Raw genomic sequence first — 22,260 nt, 5'->3', positions numbered from 1 at the left:
GGTCAGCCCGTCACCGGTGTTTCGTGCAGCCGCAGCCAGCCGATGCGGCCGTCCGCATCGCGTTCGAACACGACGGTCGAGCGGCGCACGGTACGCCGGCCGGCTTCGTCGGTCTGCGTCTCGCGATACGCGATCGCCGCGCCGCGCTGCCATGCGCTCACTTCGTGCAGCTCGTCGATCGCGATGCGCAGGCCGGGCCGCGCGCCGTAGCCGCGCGAAAACAGGATGTCGATATCGGCGTAGTCGAGCGCATGGCCCTGCAGCGAGATCATCGAGAACGCGCGCGAGAAGCGCGCGAGCAGCGGCGCGAGCGCGTCGCGCGTGGCGCGGCCGGACAGCCATTGCTCGATGTCGACGTGCGCATCGATCACTTCCTGGAAATACGGGTTTGACGGATTCATGCTGGAACTCACGAACGTTGGGAAGCCGCGCGCGCGGCAGGCGCACGATGCGTGGCGAGGCGTGCGACGAACGGCAGCGGCAGCAGCGTCGCCAGCGCGGCCAGCCCGAAGCATTGCTGGTAAGGCAGCTGCGCGGCGCCGCCCTGCAGCGACAGCAGCAGGTTCAGCGCGCTGCCCAGCACCGCGACGCCGAGACAGAAACTCAGTTGCCGATTGATGTTCCACAGCGCGCTCGCGTCGCCCATCCGCGCGGCCGGCACGTCGACGAACGCCGCGCTTTGCGACGTGCTCGTGCACATGCTGGCGCCCAGCCCCATCGCGACGAACGCGAGCACGCGCCCGGCCTCGAGCGCGGCGAGCGGCGTCGCGAGCAGCACGATGCCGATCGCATCGATCGCGATCCCGCAGACGAACAGCGGTTTCGGCCCCCACTTCGGAAAGCAGCGGCGCGTGGTCGCGATCGCGGCGAACGACGCGATCGCCCACGGCACCATCAGCGCGCCCGTATGGGTCGCACTGAGCCCGAGCGCGTTCTGCAGATACAGCGCGGCGACGAGGTTCACGCCCGTGAACACGCCGGGCACGCACAGATAGACGATCAGCCCGATGCGCAGCAGCGGCTGCGCGACCAGGCGCAGATCGAGCAACGGCGCCGCGGCGCGGCGCGCATGCAAGACATACGCGGCGCCGGCCGCGCTCGCGATCGCGAGCGGCACGAGCGCGTCGCCGCCCGCACCCGGCTGGCCCGCGAACGTGAGCCCGAGCAGCAGCGCGACGAGCGCCGTGGCGCTCAACCCGAGGCCGCGAAAGTCCAGCGCCGGCGGGTTGCCGTCCGGCGCGTCGGCCGGCAGCCATGCGAACGCGAGCACGCTCGTGAGCGCGGCGAGCGGCAGCATCCCGAAGAAGATCGCGCGCCACGATGCGCGGTCCACGACCACGCCGCCGAGCGCTGGCGACAACGCGGGCACGAGCAGCGCGACCATCATCACGATCGACGTCAGATGCGCGCGCGCCTCGGGCGGATACGCGCGATACGCCATCGTCTGGCCGACGGGGATCAGCAAGCCGCCGCCGAGGCCCTGCACCAGCCGCCATGCCAGCAAGGCGCCGATCGACGCCGACAGGCCGACGCCGAGGCTGCCCAACGCGAACAGCAGCAGCGATGCGATCAGCAGCCGGCGCTCGCCGAAGCGCCGCGCGAGCCAGGTGCCGAGCGGAATCACCACCGTGAGCCCGAGCACGTACGTGTTGCCGATCCACGCGAGCTGCGCGACCGACGCGTGCAGCTCGCGCTGGATCGTCGGATAGGCCGCGTTGATGACGAACATGTTCGCCAGGTCGATCGCGAACCCGAGCAGGTAGACGGCAGCGATTTTCGAGCGATCGGTCATGACGGCGGAAAACGTACGGAACGCCGCAGTGTAAGGTTCGGCGCGGCCGTCGATAAGACCGTCCGGGCGGCCACACTGGTCGAAAAATTTTGACAATCGAGGCACCATGTCGGTTTTCCGCCCAGCATCCGACACGCTATGGTGAGTCTCGATCGTTTCGCCGTCTTCCGCGCCGTCGTGGAAACGGGGTCGTTTACGGCCGCCGCCGCCCAGCTGAATCAGGCGCGCGCCGCCGTCAGTTTCAACATCAAGCAGCTGGAGGCCGAGCTCGGCGTCACGCTGCTCACGCGCACCACGCGGCGCGTCGAGCTGACCGACGCGGGCGAGCGCTTCTACGCGCGCTGCGTGCGCGTGCTGGAGGAAGCCGAAAGCGCGATCGACGACGCGCGCAGCGAGCATGGCGGGATGCACGGCGTGCTGCGCGTGACGTCCACGGTCGAGTACGGAACGATGGTCGTCGCGCCGGCGCTGCACGCGTTCATGCAGCGCCACCCGGCGCTACGCGTGCGGCTCGAGACCCATGCGACTCAGGTCGACCTGGTGCGCGAGCGTGTCGACGTCGCGATTCGGCTCGGCCGCCTCGAGCAGTTCCAGGATCTGCCCTACCGCGGCGCGTGCCTCGCGACCTACGAGGTGCGGCCGGTGATCGCGCCTTCGCTGCTCGCCGAGGCCGGCCTGTCGCAGATCGGCTCGCCGGAGCTGCTTGCCCGGCTGCCGCAACTCGGCCATACGCGGCTCGAGCGGATCGCCACGTGGACGCTCACCGATCGCGACGGCAACCCGCATGCGTTTCGTCCCGGCGCGAAGCCGCGCGTGGTGGTCGACAACGCTTCGGTGCTGCGCGTGCTCGCGCGGCAAGGCAGCGGCGTCGCGCTGCTGCCCGAGTGGCTCGTGCGCGACGACCTTGCGAGCGGCGCGCTGGTCGATGCGCTGCCCGGCTACCGGTTTCCGCCGCAGGCCGTCTATGCGCTGTACCCGTCGACCGCACACGTGCCGCAGAAGGTGCGCGCGTGGGTCGACTTCATGAAGGCGTATCTGGCCTGAGCCGGCGCCGCATGCGCAGGCTCACGCGCGTGCCGCATCGTCCCGCAGCCGTGCGTCGACGCGTGCCGCGATCGCCAGCAGGCGGCGGTCGCCGCCCCACGGGCCTTCGAGCATGAGCCCGACCGGCAGCCCCGTTTGCGCGGAGCGGCCGGCCGGCAGCGACACCGACGGTATGCCGGCGAGCGACGCGGGCGAGGTCTGACGCGCGACGCGCGCGAACAGCGCCGCGTCCTGCGCGGCCGTCATCGCAGCGGTGGCGTCGAGCAACGGCGCCTCGCCCGGCACCGTCGGCATCGCGATGCAGTCGACCGGCGTACCGAATGCGTCGTCGTACCAGCGCACGATGCGCCGACGCCAATCGAGCGCATCGGCGTAGGACTGTGCATCGATCGGCGCGGATACGAACGAACGGAAGATCGCGCGGACGTCGTCGCTCGCGATCCGTTCGACGAACGTGTCGAACGGGATGCCGAGCCGTTGCGTCGCGAAACGACGCCAGTACAGGTTGGCCTCGAAGGCCGCAATCGGAAAGCCGCACGCTTCGCTCGCGTCGTGCAGCTGCCGCGCGGGCAACGGCACGAGCGTCGCGCCGGCCGCCGCGCAGGACGCGAGCGCGCGTTCGATGCAGGCCGCGACGCCGGGATCCAGCTCGTCGAAATACGGCGCGGCCGGCACGCCGATGCGCAGCTGCGACCAGCCGGGTGCGGCGGCAATGCCGTCGTCACGCGTCAGCACCGCATCGAGCAGGAGCAGATCGTCGATGTGCCGGGCGATCGGCCCGACCGTATCGCGCGTGTGCGACAGCGACAGCACGCCGTGCGACGAATAGCGCTGCGCGGACGGCCGCAAGCCGTACACGCCGCAAAATGCGGCGGGAATGCGCACCGAACCGCCGGTGTCGGTGCCGAGGCCGAACGGAATGCCGGCCGCGACGACCGCGGCCGTGCCGCCGCTCGAGCCGCCCGCGATACGGCGCGGGTCGTGCGGGTTGCCGACCGCACCGAACTGCCGGTTGCCGCTCGTGATGCCGAACGCGAGCTCGTGCATGTTGGCCTTGCCGAGCGGCACCGCGCCGGCGTCGAGCAGGCGCCGGACGGTCAGCGCATCGTGCGTCGCGCGATAGTCGTTCACTGCCGGGCTCGCGCCGAGCGTCGGCATGTCGGCGGTGTCGAGGTTGTCCTTGATGACGAACGGCACGCCGGCGAGCGGCAGCGCGTCGCCTTGTGCGATACGCACATCGATGCGCTCGGCCGTGCGGCGTGCGAGTTCGGCATCGACGTGCACCATCGCATTGAGCGGCGCAATGGCGGCGAGGCGCGCGAGTGCATCATCGGCCACGTCGACGGCACGGCACGCGCCGTGGCACACCGCATCGGCAAGCCCACGCACGCTCGCGGCGGAAACGAATGGTGAGGAAGAAACGCGGTTCGGCTGTGTTGTCATGTTGTGTGCTGGACGCGGAATCGATCGGGAAACGGGCGGCGTACCGAAGGCCCTGTCCGGCATGCCGCGCGCAGCGCGATGGTAGCCCGGCGCGCGCGCGGGCGCACGTGGGGCATCATGCAGGCGGTTGGGAACGGTCGGGGCGTAGGCGGCCGGGCGCGCGGCGAATTGCAGGCCGAATCGAATCGCAAGCGGCATGGTACGGATGCGGCGGATACTTCGGATGCCGTGGATACTGATGCCGCCGATGCCGCCGATGGACCGACGGCGCGCGCGCCGTCGGTCCATCAAGCGCACGGCTCGAACCCCATCTGCTCGCGGCCCAGCCCCGTCAGATCGCGCTCGCATGCGCGCCCGTCGAAATCGACCTCGAAATGATCGGCCGGAAAATCCGGCGGGCTCTCGCCGCGCACGAACGCCTGCCGCTGCCGTTGCAGGTACGCATCGTTCTTCGGGCAGCCGGGCGCGGCCGCGATGTACATCACGTTGCTGTCGCCGCTGCCGCGATGCACGTCTTCGACCGCATGCACGACGTCGCCGTGCCAGAACACCGCGTCGCCCGGCTCCATCTGCGGAATCGGCACCAGCGCATCGAGCAGCAGCGCATGCCACTCGGGCAGGATCGACAGCGCGCGGCCGGGCCGCGCGCCGCACAGGTCGTCGTCGGCGACATCGTCCAGCAGCGCGCGCAGCACGACATACGCCATCGCGTTCGCGACCGGGATCAGCTGCAGCGTGCCGTCGCCGGGGCCTTGCGGCGTCAGCGCGGTCCAGCCCTGGAACGTACGGAACATCGAACACACGGCTGGCGACGCAATCTCCTCGACGTCGGGCCGGAACGCCGCGTCGAACGGGTCGTAATCGCGCCAGCGGCCGGCGAGCACGTGCCGATACACGTGCCGGAAATTCGGCCCGAGCCAGCGTTCGACCGACCCGCCGTCGACGTGCGGCGACAGCCCGAGCGTCGTCGAACCCGGCGGCCGGCGGCGGATGCGATCCGCGTATGCGGGAACCCGGTCGGGATCGAAATGCGGGCGTGCGCCATCGGCATGACGCCACAGCCGGTTCAGGAACACGCGCGCCTGCGTCAGCGCCGGCGACTGGCGCGCGGCCACCTGCGGCTTCGACCAGTAGACGCCGTAGATCTGCGGCTTGCCGGACGCGAGGTTGCCGAAGTAGCGATCGTCGGCGCGCGCGTGCAGCCGCTCGGCGAAGCGGTTCGCCTCGAGATACGCACCGATCTCGTCGTTCCAGTCGCGCGCCTGCCGCGCGTCGAACACGCCGCGGATCACCGCCGCGCCGTGCGCACGGATCGCGTCGATCGTGCGCGGCTCGACCGCGCCGTTCGCGATCTCCGCGAACCGCAGCACCGGAATCGCATCGCGGCCGTGCGCGTGCGTGCGGCGGATCGCGTCGACCTGCCGCGCGATGTCCCCTTCCAGCTCGAGGAACGTCGTCGCATAGCCGGGCAGGTCCGCACGCAGCGCCCGTTTCGCCGCGCGGATCGCGGACGGCAGATCGTCTATCGTCAGGGGCATCGTCGTCTCCTCGCTGAACCATGTCGTGATGAGCGCTCAGCGTACGGCCGATACGTCGCCGCGATCGATACTATCCAGCCGACAATCGATACAATCCGGACAACCTAGCCAGGACGATGGCAGACGACGCACAGCTTGTTGCCGTCCGGATCGCGGAAGTACGCGCCGTAGTAGTCGCGGTGATAGTGGGGCCGCAGGCCGGGCGGCCCCTCGCAGGTGCCGCCGTGCTGCAGCGCGAGCGCGTGGCAGCGGTCGACCTGCGCGCGCGAATGCGCATCGAACGCGATCGTATGGCCGTTGCCCGGCTCGGGCCGGCGGCCGTCGAGCGGCCGCCCGAAGAAGAACAGCGGCCGGTCGGTGTCGGCCGGCATCCAGCCCGACCAGCCGTCCGGCTCGCGGAACTTCAGGCGCAACCCGAGTTCCGCGAACAGCGGCGCGTAAAAATCGTACGCGCGTGCGGTATCGCTGACGCCCACGCAAACATGTGAAAACATGGCTTCGCTCCGTCGTGACGATCGACCACGATCATGCCACGGTGCGATGCCGCCGTCGCCCGGAGGCCGCGATGAAGTCGCAATACGAACACGTGACGTACGCTCCCGGCTGCTCGATCCGCGTATATCACCGCCAGCTCGCACGCATTCCGTTCGAATGGCATCGGCATCCTGAGTACGAACTGACGCTCACGCTGAACAGCCGCGGCCGGCGCTTCATCGGCGATCACGTCGCCCGCTACGCGGACGACGATCTGGTGCTCGTCCCGCCGAACCTGCCGCACACCTGGTCGTCGAATGCGCGCATCGATCGCGCCGCGCCCGAAGTCGCGCTCGTCGTGTGGTTCGACGGCGACTGGGCCCACCGCGTCGCCGACTGCTGCGCCGAATATGCGCCGCTGCGCTCGCTGCTGCGGCGCGCGGCGTCGGGCCTCGCGTTCGATGCCGATACGGCGCGCGCGATGCGCGCCCGGCTGCCGCGCTTGCTCGATGCGTCGCCGCGCGTGCGGCTCGCCGCCGTACTCGACACGCTCGCGGAACTCGCCGAAGCCGGCGGCGAGCCGCTGGCCGGCGCGCACGCGCGCAGCCGGTCCGAGCGGATCGAGTCGTCCGTCGACGCGTCCGCTCCGGAAGCCGAACGCGTCGAGCGCGTGCTCGATGCGATCGATCGCCGGTTCCACGAGCCGCTGCGCATCGACGCGCTCGCGGCCATCGCGCATCTGTCCGAACGCTCGCTGCAACGGCTGTTCGCGCGCCATCTCGGCGAAAGCGTCGGCCGCTACCTGCAGCGGTTGCGGCTCGCGCACGCGTGTCGCCATCTGGCCGGCACCGACTGGCCGATCGCGACGGTCGCCGCGCGCTGCGGCATTCCGAACGTCGCGAACTTCAACCGTCAGTTCCTCGCCGCACGCGGCATGACGCCGCGCGCATACCGGCGCCTGTTCGCGCAGCACGGCCATGCGTCGGGCGTCGACCTGCCGGGCGCCGATGCCTCGGCTGCCGACGCGCCATCGCTCGACACACGCCCACCGTCGCTGGAACGCAGCACCGGCCCGCGCCGCGCGCACAAATGAAAACACCCCGGCGGGATGACCCACCGGGGTGTCGGGGCGTTGCGTTCGCCGGACGCGAACGGCGTTGCGTTTGCCGGACGCGAACGGCGTTGCGGCCGTTCGCGCCGCGCACGACTTAACGTGCGTTGAGCGGCTTCGCTTCGCGCGGCGTGTCGCCGATGAACAGCTGACGCGGACGGCCGATCTTTTGCTCCGGATCCGCAATCATTTCGTTCCACTGTGCGATCCAGCCGACCGTACGTGCCATCGCGAAGATACACGTGAACATCGACGTCGGGATGCCCAGCGCGCGCTGCACGATACCCGAGTAGAAGTCGACGTTCGGGTACAGCTTGCGCGACACGAAGTACTCGTCTTCCAGCGCGATCTTCTCGAGCTGCATCGCGAGCTTGAACAGCGGGTCGTCGTGCAGGCCCAGTTCGTTCAGCACTTCGTAGCACGTTTCGCGCATCAGCTTCGCACGCGGGTCGTAGTTCTTGTACACGCGGTGACCGAAGCCCATCAGCTTCACGCCCGAATTCTTGTCCTTCACCTGCTTGATGAATTCGGGGATGTTGTCCGGCGAGCCGATCTGCTCGAGCATGTTCAGTGCGGCTTCGTTCGCACCACCGTGCGCCGGGCCCCACAGACACGCGATACCGGCCGCGATACACGCGAACGGGTTCGCGCCCGACGAGCCGGCCAGGCGGACCGTCGACGTCGATGCGTTCTGCTCGTGGTCGGCGTGCAGGATCAGGATACGGTCGAGCGCGCGGACGAGCACGTCGTTGACCTTGTACTCTTCGCACGGGTTCGAGAACATCATGTGCATGAAGTTCGCGCTGTACGACAGCGAGTTCTTCGGATACACGAACGGCTGGCCGATGCTGTACTTGTATGCCATCGCGACGAGCGTCGGCAGCTTGGCGATCATGCGGATCGCCGACACTTCGCGGTGACGCGGGTCGTTGATGTCGAGCGAGTCGTGGTAGAACGCCGACAGCGCGCCGACTGCGGCGACCAGGATCGCCATCGGGTGCGCGTCGCGGCGGAAGCCACGGAAGAAGAAGTGCATCTGCTCGTGCACCATCGTGTGCTTCGTGACGGTGTCGACGAATTCCTTCTTCTGTGCTGCGTTCGGCAGTTCGCCCTTCAGCAGCAGGTAGCAGGACTCGAGGAAGTCCGCGTTCTGCGCGAGGTTGTCGATCGGGTAGCCGCGGTACAGCAGTTCGCCCTTGTCGCCGTCGATGTACGTGATCGCCGAGTTGCACGAAGCCGTCGACATGAAGCCCGGGTCGTAAGTGAACTTGCCGGTTTGGCCGTACAGCTTGCGGATGTCGATTACGTCCGGGCCCATCGTCCCCTTGTAAATCGGCATTTCGACGCTCGGCGAGTTGTCGCTGAACGATAGCGTGGCTTTAACATCAGACGGAGTCATGGCACATCCTCAATCGAAATAAAGAAACGGGATTCGATAACGGGCGTAACGCTTTAAACGTTGCGCAGCATCTCCAACAGCCGGTGAACATCCGGGCTGTCTAGGTCGCCCTCTGGTTCCTTGCGCGCGAGGAGCAAGTCCATCAGGTCGTTGTCGCTCAGATCGAGCAGGCGCGACAACGCGCCTACGTCTGCATCGGTGAGGTCATGCTCGTGTCTGCTGAAGAAACGCTCGAACAGAATGTCGTTCTCCAGCAGACCCCGCCGCGCGCGCCAACGCAGGCGCGCGCGACGGTGCGGGTCGGATTGATGCGAGTCGTCGCTCATTTCAACCTTAAACCGCGCGGCGAACCATCAGTTCCTTGATCTTGCCGATCGCCTTCGTCGGATTCAGGCCCTTCGGGCACACGTCGACGCAGTTCATGATCGTATGGCAACGGAACAGACGGTACGGATCTTCCAGATTGTCGAGACGCTCGCCGGTGGCGGTGTCGCGGCTGTCGGCGATGAACCGGTAAGCCTGCAGCAGGCCCGCCGGGCCCACGAACTTGTCCGGGTTCCACCAGAAGCTCGGGCACGACGTCGAGCAGCTCGCACACAGAATGCACTCGTACACGCCGTCGAGCTCGTCGCGCTCTTCCGGCGACTGCAGGCGTTCCTTCTCCGGCGGCGGCGCGTCGTTGATCAGGTACGGCTTGATCGAGTGATACTGGTTGAAGAAGTGCGTCATGTCGACGATCAGGTCGCGCACTACCGGCAGCCCCGGCAGCGGACGCAGCACGATCTTCTGCGGCAGATCGTTCAGGTTCGTCAGGCACGCGAGACCGTTCTTGCCGTTGATGTTCATCGCGTCCGAGCCGCACACGCCTTCGCGGCACGAGCGGCGGAACGACAGCGTCTCGTCCACGGCCTTCAGCTTCACCAGCGCGTCGAGCAGCATGCGCTCATGCTGGATCTCGAGCTCGTACGTCTGCATGCGCGGCGCCGCGTCCTTGTCCGGATCGTAGCGATAGAGTTCAAAAATGCGTTTTGCCATTTCGGATTCCTTTGACTCGGCTTAGAACGTGCGCGGCTTCGGCGGCACGGAGTCGACCGTCAGCGGCTTCATTTGAACCGGCTTGTAGTCGAGGCGATCGCCTTCGCTGTACCACAGCGTGTGGCGCAGCCAGTTGTCGTCGTCGCGGTGCTCGTAGTCGCTGTGCGCGTGTGCGCCGCGGCTTTCCTTGCGCGCTTCGGCCGACACCATCGTCGCACGGGCCACTTCGATCAGGTTCTCCAGCTCGAGCGCTTCGATGCGCGCGGTGTTGAACACCTTCGACTTGTCCTTCAGGTGGATGTTTTCCACCCGCTCCTTCAGGCCGGCCATCTGGTCCACGCCTTCCTTCAGCAGCGCCGAGGTACGGAACACGCCCGCATGCTTCTGCATCGTCGAGCGGATGTCGTTCGCGACGTCTTGGGTGTATTCGCCCGACGTCGACTTCTCGAGCTTCGCCAGACGTGCCAGCGAGTATTCGCCCGCGTCGGCCGGCAGCGGCTTGTGGTCGCGCTGGTTCTTCACGTGCTGGACGATGTGGTTGCCGGCCGCGCGGCCGAACACCACCAGGTCGAGCAGCGAGTTCGTGCCCAGGCGGTTCGCGCCGTGCACCGACACGCACGAGCATTCGCCGACCGCGTAGAAGCCGTTGACCGGCTCCTTGTGATCGCGCGACGTGCCCACGACCTGACCGTGGATGTTGGTCGGAATGCCGCCCATCTGGTAGTGGATCGTCGGCACGACCGGGATCGGTTCCTTGATGCAGTCGACGTTCGCGAACCGCAGCGCGATCTCGCGGATCGACGGCAGACGCTTCATGATCGTCTCCGCGCCGATGTGCGACAGATCCAGCAGCACGTGGTCCTTGTTCGGACCGACGCCGCGGCCTTCCTTGATTTCCTGGTCCATCGAGCGCGACACGAAGTCACGCGGCGCCAGATCCTTCAGCGTCGGCGCATAGCGCTCCATGAAGCGCTCGCCGTTCGAGTTGCGCAGAATGCCGCCTTCGCCGCGCACGCCTTCCGTGATCAGCACGCCCGCGCCGGCCACGCCGGTCGGGTGGAACTGCCAGAACTCCATGTCCTGCAGCGCGATGCCCGAGCGAGCGGCCATGCCCAGCCCGTCGCCCGTGTTGATGAACGCGTTCGTCGATGCCGCGAAGATCCGACCAGCGCCGCCCGTCGCGAACAGCGTCGTCTTGCCTTCCATGATGTAGACGTCGCCCGTCTCCATCTCGAGGGCCGTCACGCCGAGCACGTCGCCGTCCGCGTCGCGGATCAGGTCGAGCGCCATCCATTCGACGAAGAACTGCGTCTTCGCCTCGACGTTCTGCTGGTACAGCGTGTGCAGCAGCGCGTGACCGGTACGGTCGGCGGCCGCGCAAGCGCGCTGCACCGGCTTCTCGCCGTAGTTCGCGGTGTGGCCGCCGAACGGGCGCTGGTAGATCGTGCCGTCCGCGTTGCGGTCGAACGGCATGCCGAAGTGCTCGAGCTCGTACACGACGTTCGGCGCTTCACGGCACATGAACTCGATCGCGTCCTGGTCGCCGAGCCAGTCGGAACCCTTGATCGTGTCGTAGAAATGGAAGTGCCAGTTGTCTTCGCTCATGTTGCCGAGCGACGCGCCGATGCCGCCTTGTGCCGCGACCGTGTGCGAACGGGTCGGGAACACCTTCGACAGCACGCCGACCGACAGGCCCGCACGCGACAGTTGCAGCGCTGCGCGCAAGCCCGAGCCGCCCGCGCCGACGATCACCACGTCGAACTTGCGGCGCGGCAGGGAAGTTTTGATTGCAGCCATTCTTTACACTCTCCAGAGAATCTGCGCGGCGTAGCCCGCACATGCGAGCAGCCAGACGATGGTCAGCGATTGCAGCAGCAGGCGCACACCGACGGGCTTCACGTAGTCCATCCAGATGTCGCGCACGCCGACCCATGCGTGGTAGAAGAGGGAAAGCAGCGTCACGAAGGTCGCGAGCTTCATCCATTGCGCGGAGAAGATCGATGCCCAGCCTTCGTACGAGAAGTCATGCGCGCCGAAGAACAGGACGAGCAGAATGACCGTGTAGACCGCCATGATCGTGGCGGTGACGCGCTGCGCGAGCCAGTCGCGCAGGCCGTAGTGAGCGCCGACGACGAGGCGCTTCGAGCCGATTCGGTTGTTGGCTGCCATTTTCTTAGAATGCTCCGAACAGTTTGAGTGCCATGGCGATCGTCAGCGCGATCGAGACGACAAACACGACCACGGCCGTACGCTTGCCGCCTTCCTTCGAGACGGCGTCATGGTTGACGTCCATCAACAGGTGGCGAATGCCGGCGCAGAAATGGTGGAGGAACGCCCAGGACAACGCGAGGACGATCAGCTTGACGACGATGTTGGAGAGGAAAGACTTGAAGACTTCGAAGCTGAGCTCCGACGTGAGGCTCTGATCGAAGAGGAACAGCAGGAACGGCAGGAACAGGAACAGCAGCGCGCCGCTGATTCGATGGAGAATCGACAATATCGCCGCCGCAGGCATGCGATATTTCATCGTGATGTCGCCGAATCCGATGTTCCGGTATTCCGGCCTCGGCTTTCTTACTGCGTCAGTCATGCTAGACCCCTACTATGTTGTCACACTAATCCGCGATTTTAGCGCCTTTTTATATCGCGCTGCAGCGAAAGTCTGCTCTGGATCGTTACGCAAACGCGAACAAAAGGCGGCCCGATACGTGCTACGCGAACGTGGGGAGAACGCGCGCCCGCAGCTTGGCCGATACGTCGTCAGCTCAAGTCATTGTGATAGTAATACCCGGTTGTGACATACCAGCCGCGCCGCACTTCCACCGGCCGATCACCGTACGTATAGGACACCCGCTCCACCGACAGCAACGGAAAACCCGCCGGCACGCGCAGCAGATCGGCAACCGCCGGCTCCGCCGCCACCGCCCGGATCTTTTCCGTCGCGCGAATCATGCGCGTGCCGAACTCCGTCTCGAACATCGCATAGAGCGGCCCCTTGTATTCGCTCAAGCGCTCGAACGACAGCCCGCGGAACATCGCGCCGGGCAGCCAGATCTCGTCGAGCACCGTCGCGTCGCCCTCGAACGCCAGCAGCCGGCGCACCTGCACCACCGGGTCGGCCGGCTTCAGGTCGAGCTGCCGCGCGATCTCGGCCGGCGCCCGCAAGCGCCGGCATTCGAGCACGCGACTCACGTGCGGATGCTCGGCGCCGTCGTCGGCGAGCAGCCGCAGAAAGCGGAACTGCGCGCGGTCTTCGTTGTGCGTTGCAACAAACGTACCCTTGCCCTGCCGCCTGACGACGAGATTCTCGGCGGCCAGTTCGTCGATCGCCTTGCGCACGGTGCCCTGGCTGACCTTGTAACGGGCCGCGAGCTCCACCTCGCTCGGGATGATCTCGCCCGGCTTCCATTCGCCCGATTCCAGACTCTGCGTGATCAACGACTTGATCTGCTGGTATAACGGACTGAAAGTCGGCGACGGCGCGGCAGGCGCCGGCACGGAATCGCCCGCGCCCGGCTGCCCTGGGCTGCCTGCGCCGGTCGGATTCGCGTTGTTCGCCTGGTTCGATGTCATGGCGCGCATTTCATCACAAACCGCGCTTTTCCGTCCACTCAAATTCAGCAAAACATCTGTCTTATATAAGACATATGATACCGTTTGACTTTGGCCACGCCCGCTCCTACACTCCCGGTCGAGCAAGGGTTCGCGGGTGCAAAACGCGTCCCCGGCTACGTGCCACGGCCGTCTCCAGGTTCACCGCGTCTGCCTTTCGCGAGTCCTCCGCCCTGCTTCACTGCAACGCTACGCGTAACGCGCATAGAATGGCGTTTTGCCTAGCGTCCATCGCTTCATCCCGTCCTGGAGATTTTCAATGGCTAAGCCCGCAAAGCGCGTTGCCGTCACCGGCGCCGCAGGTCAAATCGCTTACTCCCTGCTGTTCCGCATCGCGAACGGCGACCTGCTCGGCAAGGACCAGCCGGTCATCCTGCAACTGCTCGACCTCCCGCAAGCCCAAGCCGCCGTCAAAGGCGTCGTGATGGAACTCGAAGATTGCGCGTTCCCGCTGCTCGCGGGCGTCGTGATCACCGACGATCCGAAGGTTGCATTCAAGGATGCAGACGTCGCACTGCTCGTCGGCGCACGTCCGCGCTCGAAGGGCATGGAGCGCAAGGACCTGCTGTCGGCCAACGCCGAGATCTTCACGGTCCAGGGCGCCGCGCTGAACGAAGTCGCGAGCCGCGACGTCAAGGTGCTGGTGGTCGGCAACCCGGCCAACACGAACGCCTACATCGCGATGAAGTCGGCGCCGGATCTGCCGAAGAAGAACTTCACGGCCATGCTGCGCCTCGACCACAACCGCGCGCTGTCGCAACTCGCAGCAAAGACGGGCAAGCCGGTCGCATCGATCGAGAAGCTCGCCGTGTGGGGCAACCACTCGCCGACGATGTACCCCGACTTCCGCTTCGCGACCGCCGAAGGCGAGTCGATGCTGAAGCTCGTCAACGACGACGTGTGGAACCGCGAAACGTTCATCCCGACCGTCGGCAAGCGCGGCGCGGCGATCATCGAAGCGCGCGGCCTGTCGTCGGCAGCGTCGGCAGCCAATGCGGCGATCGACCACGTGCGTGACTGGGTGCTCGGCACGAACGGCAAGTGGGTCACGATGGGCATCCCGTCGGACGGCTCGTACGGCATCCCCGAAGACATCATCTACGGCGTGCCGGTCACCTGCGAAAACGGCGAATACAAGCGCGTCGAAGGCCTCGAGATCGATGCGTTCTCGCGCGAGAAGATGGACGGCACGCTCGCCGAGCTGCTGGAAGAGCGCGACGGCGTCGCACACCTGCTGAAGAACTAAGCAGGCTGCGTGGCCGGGCCGCCCGCGGGCGGGCCGGCCACGGCACGGGCGGCCGGCGCGCAGCCAGCCGCGCCGCCCGATCCGATCCGGGCACGTTTTGCCGCCGGCGCGCAGCGCGCGCCGGCCCAGAACGTGGCCGGATCCGATTTCTCCCCGATGATCCGCTTCCCTGGCGTAGAACAGATGTCCGCGCTCACTCCTGCACAAGTGCTGTACGACGGGGCGTCGCCGCCCGCGATCCTGCCCTGCTGCGATCACTACGCGGGCAGCGAGAAGCTGATGCGCAAATCGCTCGCGCTCCAGGCCGAACTCGGCCCGGTGTTCGACATCACGCTCGACTGCGAGGACGGCGCGGCCGTCGGCCAGGAAGCCGCCCACGCACAGCTCGTCGCCGAATTCCTCGGCAGCGCCGAGAACCGCTTCGGACGCGTCGGCGTCCGCATTCACGACTTTTCCCATCCGCACTGGCGCGACGACGTGCGCATCGTGCTGCGCGCCGCGCGCGCGCCCGCCTACGTCACGCTGCCGAAGGTCGCCGGCGCCGCCGATGCGGCCGAGATGATCGCGTTCATCGAAGGCACGCGCCGCGAGCTCGGGCTCGCGCAGCCGATTCCGGTCGACGTGCTGGTCGAGACGCACGGCGCGCTCGCGCAGGCCGCGACGCTCGCCGCGCTGCCGCTGGTCGGCACGCTGAGCTTCGGGCTGATGGATTTCGTATCCGCCCATCACGGCGCGATTCCCGATGCGGCGATGCGCTCGCCGGGCCAGTTCGATCACCCGCTCGTGCGCCGCGCGAAACTGGAGATCGCCGCGGCCTGCCACGCGCACGGCAAGACGCCGTCGCACAACGTCACGACCGACGTGCGCGACATGAGCGTCGTGGCCGGCGATGCGCGCCGCGCGCGCGACGAATTCGCCTTCACGCGGATGTGGAGCATCCATCCGGCGCAGATCCGTCCGATCGTCGCCGCATTCGCGCCGCGCACCGACGAGGTCGCGCTGGCCGCCGAGATCCTGCTGGCCGCGCAGGCCGCCGCGTGGGGCCCGACGCGCCACGGCGACACGCTGCACGACCGCGCGAGCTACCGCTATTACTGGTCGGTGCTGCGCCGCGCGAAGGCGACCGGCCAGGCCGTGCCGCGCGAAGCCGCGCCGCTGTTCGGGCCGGCCGGCGCAGGCGCCGGTTAAGCCGGCCGAGCCGCCGACATGCGGATTTCATCGAATCTCCGGCGCGCGAACGCGACACAGGTTTGCGAAACGACAAAAAACGTAACCGAGCCCGAAAACCTGAAATATGCGCAGCCAAATAGGTCAAAATAGCGGCCGCTGCGCGCTTCCGGGGGCGCGTGCAGTTTCAAACCGGCCGGCGGCGTCAGCAGCCGGCCCTTGTCAACTGATAATCGAAAGGTTCTGACTCCATGAAGAAACTCCTGATCGCTACCGCCATCGGCGCGTTGTCCGCCACGCTGCTGGTGTCGGCGCCGAGCGCGTTCGCCCAGGGTACGGCCACGACTGCGAAGAAGACGGCCAAGCGCCCGGCACCGGCCAAGCGCCTGATTCCGCGCAGCAAGAAGTCCCTCGCGCGTGCCGCGGCGAAGGTCGATCCGGTACCGGACGGCGCAGTGAAGTGGGCGTGCAAGGACGGCCTGTCGTTCGACCTCGCCGGCGACATGAAGCGCGACCAGCTGGTCACGGTCCACTGGGCGAAGAAGAACTACAAGCTGCCGCGTCAGGCCACGACGACCGGCGCCGACACGTTCTACGATCCGGCCGCCGGCTTCAAGCTGGTCGTGATCCCGACCAAGGCGATGCTGTTCAGCGACGCGAACGGCGGCGAGCGTCTCGCCGACGAATGCGTGACGCCGGAAATGGCGCAAGGCGGCGCCGCACCGACGCAGTCCAACGAGCTGAAGCCGGCGACGAACTAAGCGCGCCCAGGCCCTCGATGTCCGCCCCGGTCTCCAACGTCCGCCCTGCGCCGGATTCGGTACTCGTCGACATCGTCGACTACGTGCTCGACACCGGCATCGACAGCGCGCTCGCGCTGGAGACGGCGCGTCATTGCCTGATCGACACGCTCGGATGCGGACTCGAGGCGCTCTCCTACCCTGCCTGCACCAAGCTGCTCGGCCCCGTCGTGCCGGGCACGATCGTGCCGAACGGCGCGAAGGTGCCCGGCACGTCCTTCCAGCTCGATCCCGTACAGGCCGCGTTCGACATCGGCGCGATGATCCGCTGGCTGGACTTCAACGACACCTGGCTCGCCGCCGAATGGGGTCATCCGTCCGACAACCTCGGCGGGATCCTGGCGACGGCCGACTGGCTGTCCCGCACGGCCGTCGCGGCCGGCAGGAAGCCGCTCGCGATGCGCGACGTGCTCGTCGCGATGATCCAGGCCCACGAGATCCAGGGCTGCCTCGCACTCGAGAATTCTTTCAATGCCGTCGGGCTCGACCACGTGCTGCTGGTCAAGGTCGCGTCGACCGCCGTGGTCGGCCGCCTGCTCGGGCTCACGCGCGACGAGCTGCTCAATGCGGTGTCGAACGCGTTCGTCGACGGCCACGCGTTGCGCACCTACCGCCATGCGCCGAACACCGGCTCGCGCAAGTCGTGGGCGGCCGGCGACGCGACGTCGCGCGCGGTGCGCCTCGCGCTGATCGCGAAGACCGGCGAGATGGGCTACCCGTCCGCGCTGACCGCGAAGACCTGGGGCTTCTACGACGTGCTGTTCCGCGGGCAGCCGTTCCGCTTCCAGCGCCCGTACGGCACCTACGTGATGGAGAACGTGCTGTTCAAGATCGCGTTCCCCGCCGAATTCCATGCGCAGACGGCCGTCGAGGCCGCGCTGCAGCTGCACGCGCGGCTCGCCGCGGCCGGCCGCACGACCGACGAGATCAGCCGCATCACGATCCGCACGCACGCGGCCGCGATCCGCATCATCGACAAGCAGGGGCCCCTCGCCAATCCGGCCGACCGCGACCACTGCATCCAGTACATGGTGGCCGTGCCGCTGCTGTTCGGCCGGCTGAGCGCGGCCGACTACGAAGACGCGACCGCCGCCGATCCGCGCATCGACGCGCTGCGCGCGAAGACCGTGTGCGTCGAGGATCTGCAGTTCACGAAGGACTACCACGACCCGGCCAAGCGCTCGATCGCGAACGCGCTGACGATCGAATTCGCGGACGGGTCGACGCTTGCCGAGGTGACGGTCGAATATCCGATCGGCCATCAGCGACGCCGTGCCGACGGCATCCCGCTGCTGATCGAGAAATTCCGGACCAACCTTGCCCGCCGTTTCCCGGCAAAGCAGCAACAAGCGATTCTCGACGTGTCGCTGGACCAGGCAAAGCTCGATGCGATGCCGGTCAATGAGTACGTCGATCTGTATATGATCTAGCCGTCAGATACAGGACTCTTTGTTTCCTAGCCTTAAACCCAGGAAAATCACCATGGCCCACAATCTCCACAAGACCCTCAAGGAATTCGACAGCGGTTCCGGCAAAGGCAAGTTCTACTCGCTGCCGCAGCTCGGCAAGGAACTGAAGACGAAGATCGAACGCCTGCCGGTGTCGATCCGCATCGTGCTCGAGTCCGTGCTGCGCAACTACGACGGCAAGAAGATCACCGAAGAACACATCGAGCAGCTCGCGAACTGGCAGCCGACCGCGAAGCGGGTCGACGAGATTCCGTTCGTGGTGTCGCGCGTCGTGCTGCAGGACTTCACCGGCGTGCCGCTGCTCGCCGATATCGCGGCCATGCGCGGTGTCGCGCAGCGTTCGGGCAAGGATCCGAAGAAGATCGAGCCGCTGGTGCCGGTCGATCTCGTCGTCGACCACTCGGTGCAGATCGACTACTTCCGTCAGAAGGACGCGCTCGACCTGAACATGAAGCTGGAATTCCAGCGCAACAACGAGCGCTACCAGTTCATGAAGTGGGGCATGCAGGCGTTCGACACGTTCAAGGTCGTGCCGCCGGGCGTCGGCATCGTCCACCAGGTGAACCTGGAATACCTCGCGCGCGGCGTGCACAAGAAGGCCGACGGCGGCGACACCGTGTACTACCCGGACACCCTCGTCGGCACCGACAGCCACACGACGATGATCAACGGCATCGGCGTGGTCGGCTGGGGCGTGGGCGGCATCGAAGCGGAAGCCGGCATGCTCGGCCAGCCGGTGTACTTCCTGACGCCGGACGTCGTCGGCGTCGAGCTGAAGGGCAAGCTGCGCGAAGGCGTGACGGCCACCGACCTGGTGCTGACGATCACCGAAATGCTGCGCAAGGAGAAGGTCGTCGGCAAGTTCGTCGAGTTCTTCGGCGAAGGCACGAAGTCGCTGTCGTTGCCGGACCGCGCGACGATCGGCAACATGGCGCCGGAATACGGCGCGACGATGGGCTTCTTCCCGGTCGACGAAAAGACGATCGAGTACTTCGAAGGCACGGGCCGCACGAAGGCCGAAATCGCCGCGTTCGAGAACTACTTCAAGGCGCAGAAGCTGTTCGGCATCCCGAAGGCAGGCGACATCGACTACACGAAGACGGTCACGCTCGACCTCGCGACGGTCGCCCCGTCGCTGGCCGGCCCGAAGCGCCCGCAGGACCGCATCGAAATCGGCAACGTGAAGTCGACGTTCACCGAGCTGTTCTCGAAGCCGGTCGCCGAAAACGGCTTCGCGAAGAAGGCCGAGGACCTGAACGCGCAGTACACGACGAGCAACGGCGTCGACGTGAAGAACGGCGACGTGCTGATCGCCGCGATCACGTCGTGCACGAACACGTCGAACCCGAGCGTGCTGCTGGCCGCCGGCCTGCTCGCGAAGAAGGCCGTGGAAGCCGGCCTGACGGTCGCGCCGCACATCAAGACGTCGCTCGCGCCGGGATCGCGCATCGTCACCGAATACCTGACGAAGACGGGCCTGCTGCCGTACCTCGCGAAGCTCGGCTTCGAAGTCGCCGCGTACGGCTGCACGACCTGCATCGGCAACGCGGGCGACCTGACGCCGGAGCTGAACGAAGCGATCACGAAGAACGACATCGTCGCGGCGGCCGTGCTGTCGGGCAACCGTAACTTCGAGGCGCGCATCCACCCGAACATCCGCGCGAACTTCCTCGCGTCGCCGCCGCTCGTCGTCGCCTACGCGATCGCCGGCAACATCACGCGCGACCTGATGACGGAGCCGGTCGGCAAGGGCAAGGACGGCTACGACATCTACCTCGGCGACATCTGGCCGACCAGCGACGAAATCCACGCGCTGCTCAAGTTCGCGCTGGACCCGAAGAAGTTCGAGGACAACTACTCGAAGCTCACGAAGAAGGGCGACCTGTGGAGCAAGATCGAGGGCGAAACGGGCCAGGTCTACGACTGGCCGAAGTCGACCTACATCGCCGAGCCGCCGTTCTTCGGCCACGACTTCTCGATGGAGCCGGCCGCGTCGATCCCGACCGTCCAGGGCGCGCGCGCACTGGGCATCTTCGGCGATTCGGTGACGACCGACCACATCAGCCCGGCAGGCTCGATCAAGGAAGACTCGCCGGCAGGCAAGTGGCTGAAGGAGAACGGCGTGCAGAAGGCCGACTTCAACAGCTACGGCTCGCGCCGCGGCAACCATGACGTGATGATGCGCGGCACGTTCGCGAACGTCCGCATCAAGAACCTGATGATCCCGGCGAAGGCCGACGGCACGCGCGTCGAAGGCGGCCTGACGATCCACCAGCCGAGCGGCGAACAGCTGTCGATCTACGATGCGGCGATGAAGTACGTCGGCGCCGGCACGCCGACCGTCGTGTTCGCGGGCGAAGAGTACGGCACGGGCTCGTCGCGCGACTGGGCCGCGAAGGGCACCCAGCTGCTCGGCGTGAAGGCCGTGATCGCCCGCAGCTTCGAGCGCATCCACCGCTCGAACCTGGTCGGCATGGGCGTGCTGCCGCTGCAGTTCAAGGGCGCGGACAGCGTGCAGTCGCTCGGCATCACCGGCGAAGAGACCTACGACATCGAAGGCCTCGGCGACGACTTCAAGCCGCAGCAGGACGTCACGCTGGTGATCCACCGCAAGAACGGCGAAACGACCCGCGTACCGGTGCTGCTGCGCATCGATACGCCGATCGAAGTCGACTACTACAAGCACGGCGGGATCCTGCCGTTCGTGCTGCGCTCGCTGCTCGCAGCGTAAGCGCCCTGCTTTTGCAGGTGCCGCAGCCGCCTCGCGGCGGTTGCGGCCGATTTGGATACCCGACCTCGTGTCGGGTTTTTTTTCGTCCGTACAAAGGCGCGCGCCGCGGCGGCCGGCGGCGCTAGGCTTGCTTGCCGCCGCGCGCCTTCGCACTCGCAGCGGCGCGTGCGTTCTTCTTCAGATGCGCGCGGTTGTAGTCGATCGCCGCGCGAATCAGGCGCTGCAGCGCGCGCCGGTCGAGCTTGTCGCCTTCCATGAAGTCGATCGCGCGGCGCGCGTTGCCGTCGAGGCCCGCGTTGAACAGCCCATCGGGATCGGCCAGCTGCGCGCCGTGCATGAACGTGAGCTTGACCTTGCCCTTGTGCGCGTTCGCGACCGCGATCATCCCGTCGCACGACCAGACGGGGCTGCCCATCCACTTCCATTCCTCGACGATGCCGGCGTCGGCCGCGAGGATCGTCGCGCGCAGCTCGGCAAAGACGTCGCGGCGCCAGTCGGCGATTCCGGCGATCAGCGCGTCGATGCGCGCGGACGGCGTCAGGTCGTGCCCGGCGGCGCTCATGCGTCGGCCTCCCCGCCCTCGTCCTGGCGTGCGAGCAGCTGTTCGAGCGACGCGAAGAACTGCGGCCAGCCGTACTGCGCGCCACGGTACGCCTGCTCCTGGTCGGTGCGGAAGCCGCTTTGCTCCATTCGCAGCAGCGTGCCGTGCGGCGTGGGCGTGAGCGTCCATGTGACGACGCTTTCGAGGCCATGAGCGGCCCACGTGTACGACAGCGCGCGGTGCGGCTCGATCGTCAGCACGGTGCAGTCGACCGAACCCCAGTCGGCGCGAAAACTGAACGCGCGGCCCGCCACCGGTTCGAAATCGCTCTGCATCAGCCACGCGTCGAGCAGATGCGGTTGCGTGAGCGCACGCCAGATCTTCTCGGGCGGATGCGACAGCTCCCGTTCGACGACGACGGTACGGGTTGCGGCGGGGTTGGGGTTCATTGGTCCATTCTCCTGAGCAGATCTTCGAGCGCATCGAACCGGTTCTGCCAGAAGGCGGTCATCTGGCCGGCCCAGTCGAGCAACGGAGTCAGCGCCTGCGGCTGCGCGCTGTAGTGCGTCTGCCGGCCCGCGTGACGGTCGCTCACGAGCCCGGCCTGCTTCAGTACACCCAGATGCTTCGACACGGCCGGCTGCGACACGCCGGCGCGGGCCGTCAGCGCGGCGACCGTCAGCTCGCCTTCGGCACACAGTCGCTCGAACAGCGCGCGGCGCGTCGGATCGGAAAGTGTTCTGAACAGCAGGTCGTGCGGGCTTTGCATGCTGGAATCAATAACTTCGTGGTTATGGATTGGAGAATAGCTCGGGGACGGCGCGCGTCAAACATTGGTTGCGATCGGATGTCGCGCGG

At 67.0% G+C, this 22,260-nt stretch carries 22 protein-coding genes; 7 read left to right on the top strand and 15 right to left on the bottom strand.

Annotated elements, in window-relative coordinates; genetic code table 11:
* Positions 1–2: 2 nt before the first annotated feature.
* Both MBR110_RS16460 and MBR110_RS16455 read right to left on the bottom strand, forming a co-directional pair.
* The gene (locus tag MBR110_RS16460) at positions 3–401 is read right to left on the bottom strand and encodes a hypothetical protein (protein WP_011881727.1); all 399 of its coding nucleotides are present in this window, start codon (positions 399–401) and stop codon (positions 3–5) included.
* 8 nt (positions 402–409) lie between these two features.
* Positions 410–1,792, bottom strand: a complete 1,383-nt coding sequence (locus MBR110_RS16455) for an MFS transporter (protein WP_034195016.1) — start codon at positions 1,790–1,792, stop codon at positions 410–412.
* Positions 1,793–1,930: 138 nt separating this feature from the next.
* On the opposite strand from MBR110_RS16455, the gene MBR110_RS16450 reads away from it, so the two are divergent.
* On the top strand, positions 1,931–2,836 hold the full coding sequence (locus tag MBR110_RS16450) for a LysR family transcriptional regulator (protein WP_011881725.1): 906 nt from the start codon (positions 1,931–1,933) through the stop codon (positions 2,834–2,836).
* A gap of 21 nt (positions 2,837–2,857) precedes the next feature.
* On the opposite strand, the gene iaaH is transcribed toward MBR110_RS16450, so the two are convergent.
* From iaaH to MBR110_RS16435, 3 genes are all read right to left on the bottom strand, one after another.
* Positions 2,858–4,279: an indoleacetamide hydrolase gene (gene iaaH / locus MBR110_RS16445; RefSeq protein ID WP_081054332.1), complete on the bottom strand. Its 1,422-nt coding sequence runs from the start codon at positions 4,277–4,279 to the stop codon at positions 2,858–2,860.
* 287 nt (positions 4,280–4,566) lie between these two features.
* Positions 4,567–5,817: a DUF1479 domain-containing protein gene (locus MBR110_RS16440; protein WP_060082192.1), complete on the bottom strand. Its 1,251-nt coding sequence runs from the start codon at positions 5,815–5,817 to the stop codon at positions 4,567–4,569.
* A gap of 104 nt (positions 5,818–5,921) precedes the next feature.
* Positions 5,922–6,311: a VOC family protein gene (locus tag MBR110_RS16435; RefSeq protein ID WP_034195013.1), complete on the bottom strand. Its 390-nt coding sequence runs from the start codon at positions 6,309–6,311 to the stop codon at positions 5,922–5,924.
* 71 nt (positions 6,312–6,382) lie between these two features.
* Here MBR110_RS16435 and MBR110_RS16430 point away from each other — a divergent pair, with 71 nt between their 5' ends.
* Positions 6,383–7,384 (top strand): helix-turn-helix domain-containing protein, encoded by a 1,002-nt coding sequence (locus MBR110_RS16430; protein WP_175658282.1) that lies wholly within the window; start codon positions 6,383–6,385, stop codon positions 7,382–7,384.
* Between the two features lie 115 nt (positions 7,385–7,499).
* Here the strand turns inward: MBR110_RS16430 and gltA are convergent, their stop codons facing one another.
* From gltA to MBR110_RS16395, 7 genes are all read right to left on the bottom strand, one after another.
* A complete protein-coding gene (gene gltA / locus MBR110_RS16425) occupies positions 7,500–8,801 on the bottom strand; it encodes a citrate synthase (RefSeq protein WP_011881720.1) in 1,302 nt (433 codons plus the stop codon).
* A gap of 53 nt (positions 8,802–8,854) precedes the next feature.
* A complete protein-coding gene (locus MBR110_RS16420) occupies positions 8,855–9,127 on the bottom strand; it encodes an FAD assembly factor SdhE (RefSeq protein ID WP_011881719.1) in 273 nt (90 codons plus the stop codon).
* A gap of 7 nt (positions 9,128–9,134) precedes the next feature.
* On the bottom strand, positions 9,135–9,836 hold the full coding sequence (locus MBR110_RS16415; protein WP_011881718.1) for a succinate dehydrogenase iron-sulfur subunit: 702 nt from the start codon (positions 9,834–9,836) through the stop codon (positions 9,135–9,137).
* A 21-nt stretch (positions 9,837–9,857) separates the two neighbouring features.
* Positions 9,858–11,633, bottom strand: coding sequence for a succinate dehydrogenase flavoprotein subunit (gene sdhA, locus MBR110_RS16410; protein WP_011881717.1), 1,776 nt, complete (start codon positions 11,631–11,633; stop codon positions 9,858–9,860).
* Between the two features lie 3 nt (positions 11,634–11,636).
* Entirely contained in the window at positions 11,637–12,005 is a 369-nt protein-coding gene (gene sdhD, locus MBR110_RS16405) for a succinate dehydrogenase, hydrophobic membrane anchor protein (protein ID WP_006399546.1), read from the bottom strand.
* Between the two features lie 4 nt (positions 12,006–12,009).
* On the bottom strand, positions 12,010–12,426 hold the full coding sequence (sdhC, locus tag MBR110_RS16400) for a succinate dehydrogenase, cytochrome b556 subunit (RefSeq protein ID WP_011881716.1): 417 nt from the start codon (positions 12,424–12,426) through the stop codon (positions 12,010–12,012).
* A gap of 170 nt (positions 12,427–12,596) precedes the next feature.
* Positions 12,597–13,409, bottom strand: coding sequence for a GntR family transcriptional regulator (locus MBR110_RS16395; protein ID WP_193043975.1), 813 nt, complete (start codon positions 13,407–13,409; stop codon positions 12,597–12,599).
* A gap of 298 nt (positions 13,410–13,707) precedes the next feature.
* Between MBR110_RS16395 and MBR110_RS16390 the strand changes: the two genes are divergently transcribed.
* From MBR110_RS16390 to acnA, 5 genes are all read left to right on the top strand, one after another.
* The gene (locus MBR110_RS16390; RefSeq protein WP_011881714.1) at positions 13,708–14,694 is read left to right on the top strand and encodes a malate dehydrogenase; all 987 of its coding nucleotides are present in this window, start codon (positions 13,708–13,710) and stop codon (positions 14,692–14,694) included.
* A 183-nt stretch (positions 14,695–14,877) separates the two neighbouring features.
* A complete protein-coding gene (locus MBR110_RS16385; RefSeq protein WP_059734999.1) occupies positions 14,878–15,882 on the top strand; it encodes an HpcH/HpaI aldolase/citrate lyase family protein in 1,005 nt (334 codons plus the stop codon).
* A 230-nt stretch (positions 15,883–16,112) separates the two neighbouring features.
* Positions 16,113–16,622 (top strand): hypothetical protein, encoded by a 510-nt coding sequence (locus MBR110_RS16380; RefSeq protein ID WP_011881712.1) that lies wholly within the window; start codon positions 16,113–16,115, stop codon positions 16,620–16,622.
* Positions 16,623–16,639: 17 nt separating this feature from the next.
* On the top strand, positions 16,640–18,091 hold the full coding sequence (locus MBR110_RS16375) for a bifunctional 2-methylcitrate dehydratase/aconitate hydratase (protein WP_176326925.1): 1,452 nt from the start codon (positions 16,640–16,642) through the stop codon (positions 18,089–18,091).
* A gap of 52 nt (positions 18,092–18,143) precedes the next feature.
* Positions 18,144–20,861, top strand: a complete 2,718-nt coding sequence (acnA, locus tag MBR110_RS16370; protein WP_011881710.1) for an aconitate hydratase AcnA — start codon at positions 18,144–18,146, stop codon at positions 20,859–20,861.
* Between the two features lie 121 nt (positions 20,862–20,982).
* Here the strand turns inward: acnA and MBR110_RS16365 are convergent, their stop codons facing one another.
* The 3 genes from MBR110_RS16365 to MBR110_RS16355 are packed head-to-tail and all read right to left on the bottom strand — an operon-like array spanning position 20,983 to position 22,171.
* Entirely contained in the window at positions 20,983–21,423 is a 441-nt protein-coding gene (locus MBR110_RS16365) for a DUF1801 domain-containing protein (RefSeq protein ID WP_181709419.1), read from the bottom strand.
* Complete coding sequence (locus MBR110_RS16360) at positions 21,420–21,851, bottom strand: SRPBCC family protein (protein WP_011881708.1); 432 nt, start codon at positions 21,849–21,851, stop codon at positions 21,420–21,422. Before MBR110_RS16360 ends, MBR110_RS16365 begins: the two co-directional genes overlap by 4 nt.
* Positions 21,848–22,171 (bottom strand): ArsR/SmtB family transcription factor, encoded by a 324-nt coding sequence (locus tag MBR110_RS16355; RefSeq protein WP_011881707.1) that lies wholly within the window; start codon positions 22,169–22,171, stop codon positions 21,848–21,850. Before MBR110_RS16355 ends, MBR110_RS16360 begins: the two co-directional genes overlap by 4 nt.
* Positions 22,172–22,260: the final 89 nt, after the last annotated feature.

This window comes from Burkholderia sp. MBR-1, assembly GCF_013822785.1.
Taxonomy (GTDB): Bacteria; Pseudomonadota; Gammaproteobacteria; order Burkholderiales; family Burkholderiaceae; genus Burkholderia; species Burkholderia vietnamiensis.
The sequence above is the reverse complement of the archived record's forward strand: the minus strand, read 5'-3'. Positions and strand labels throughout refer to the sequence as shown.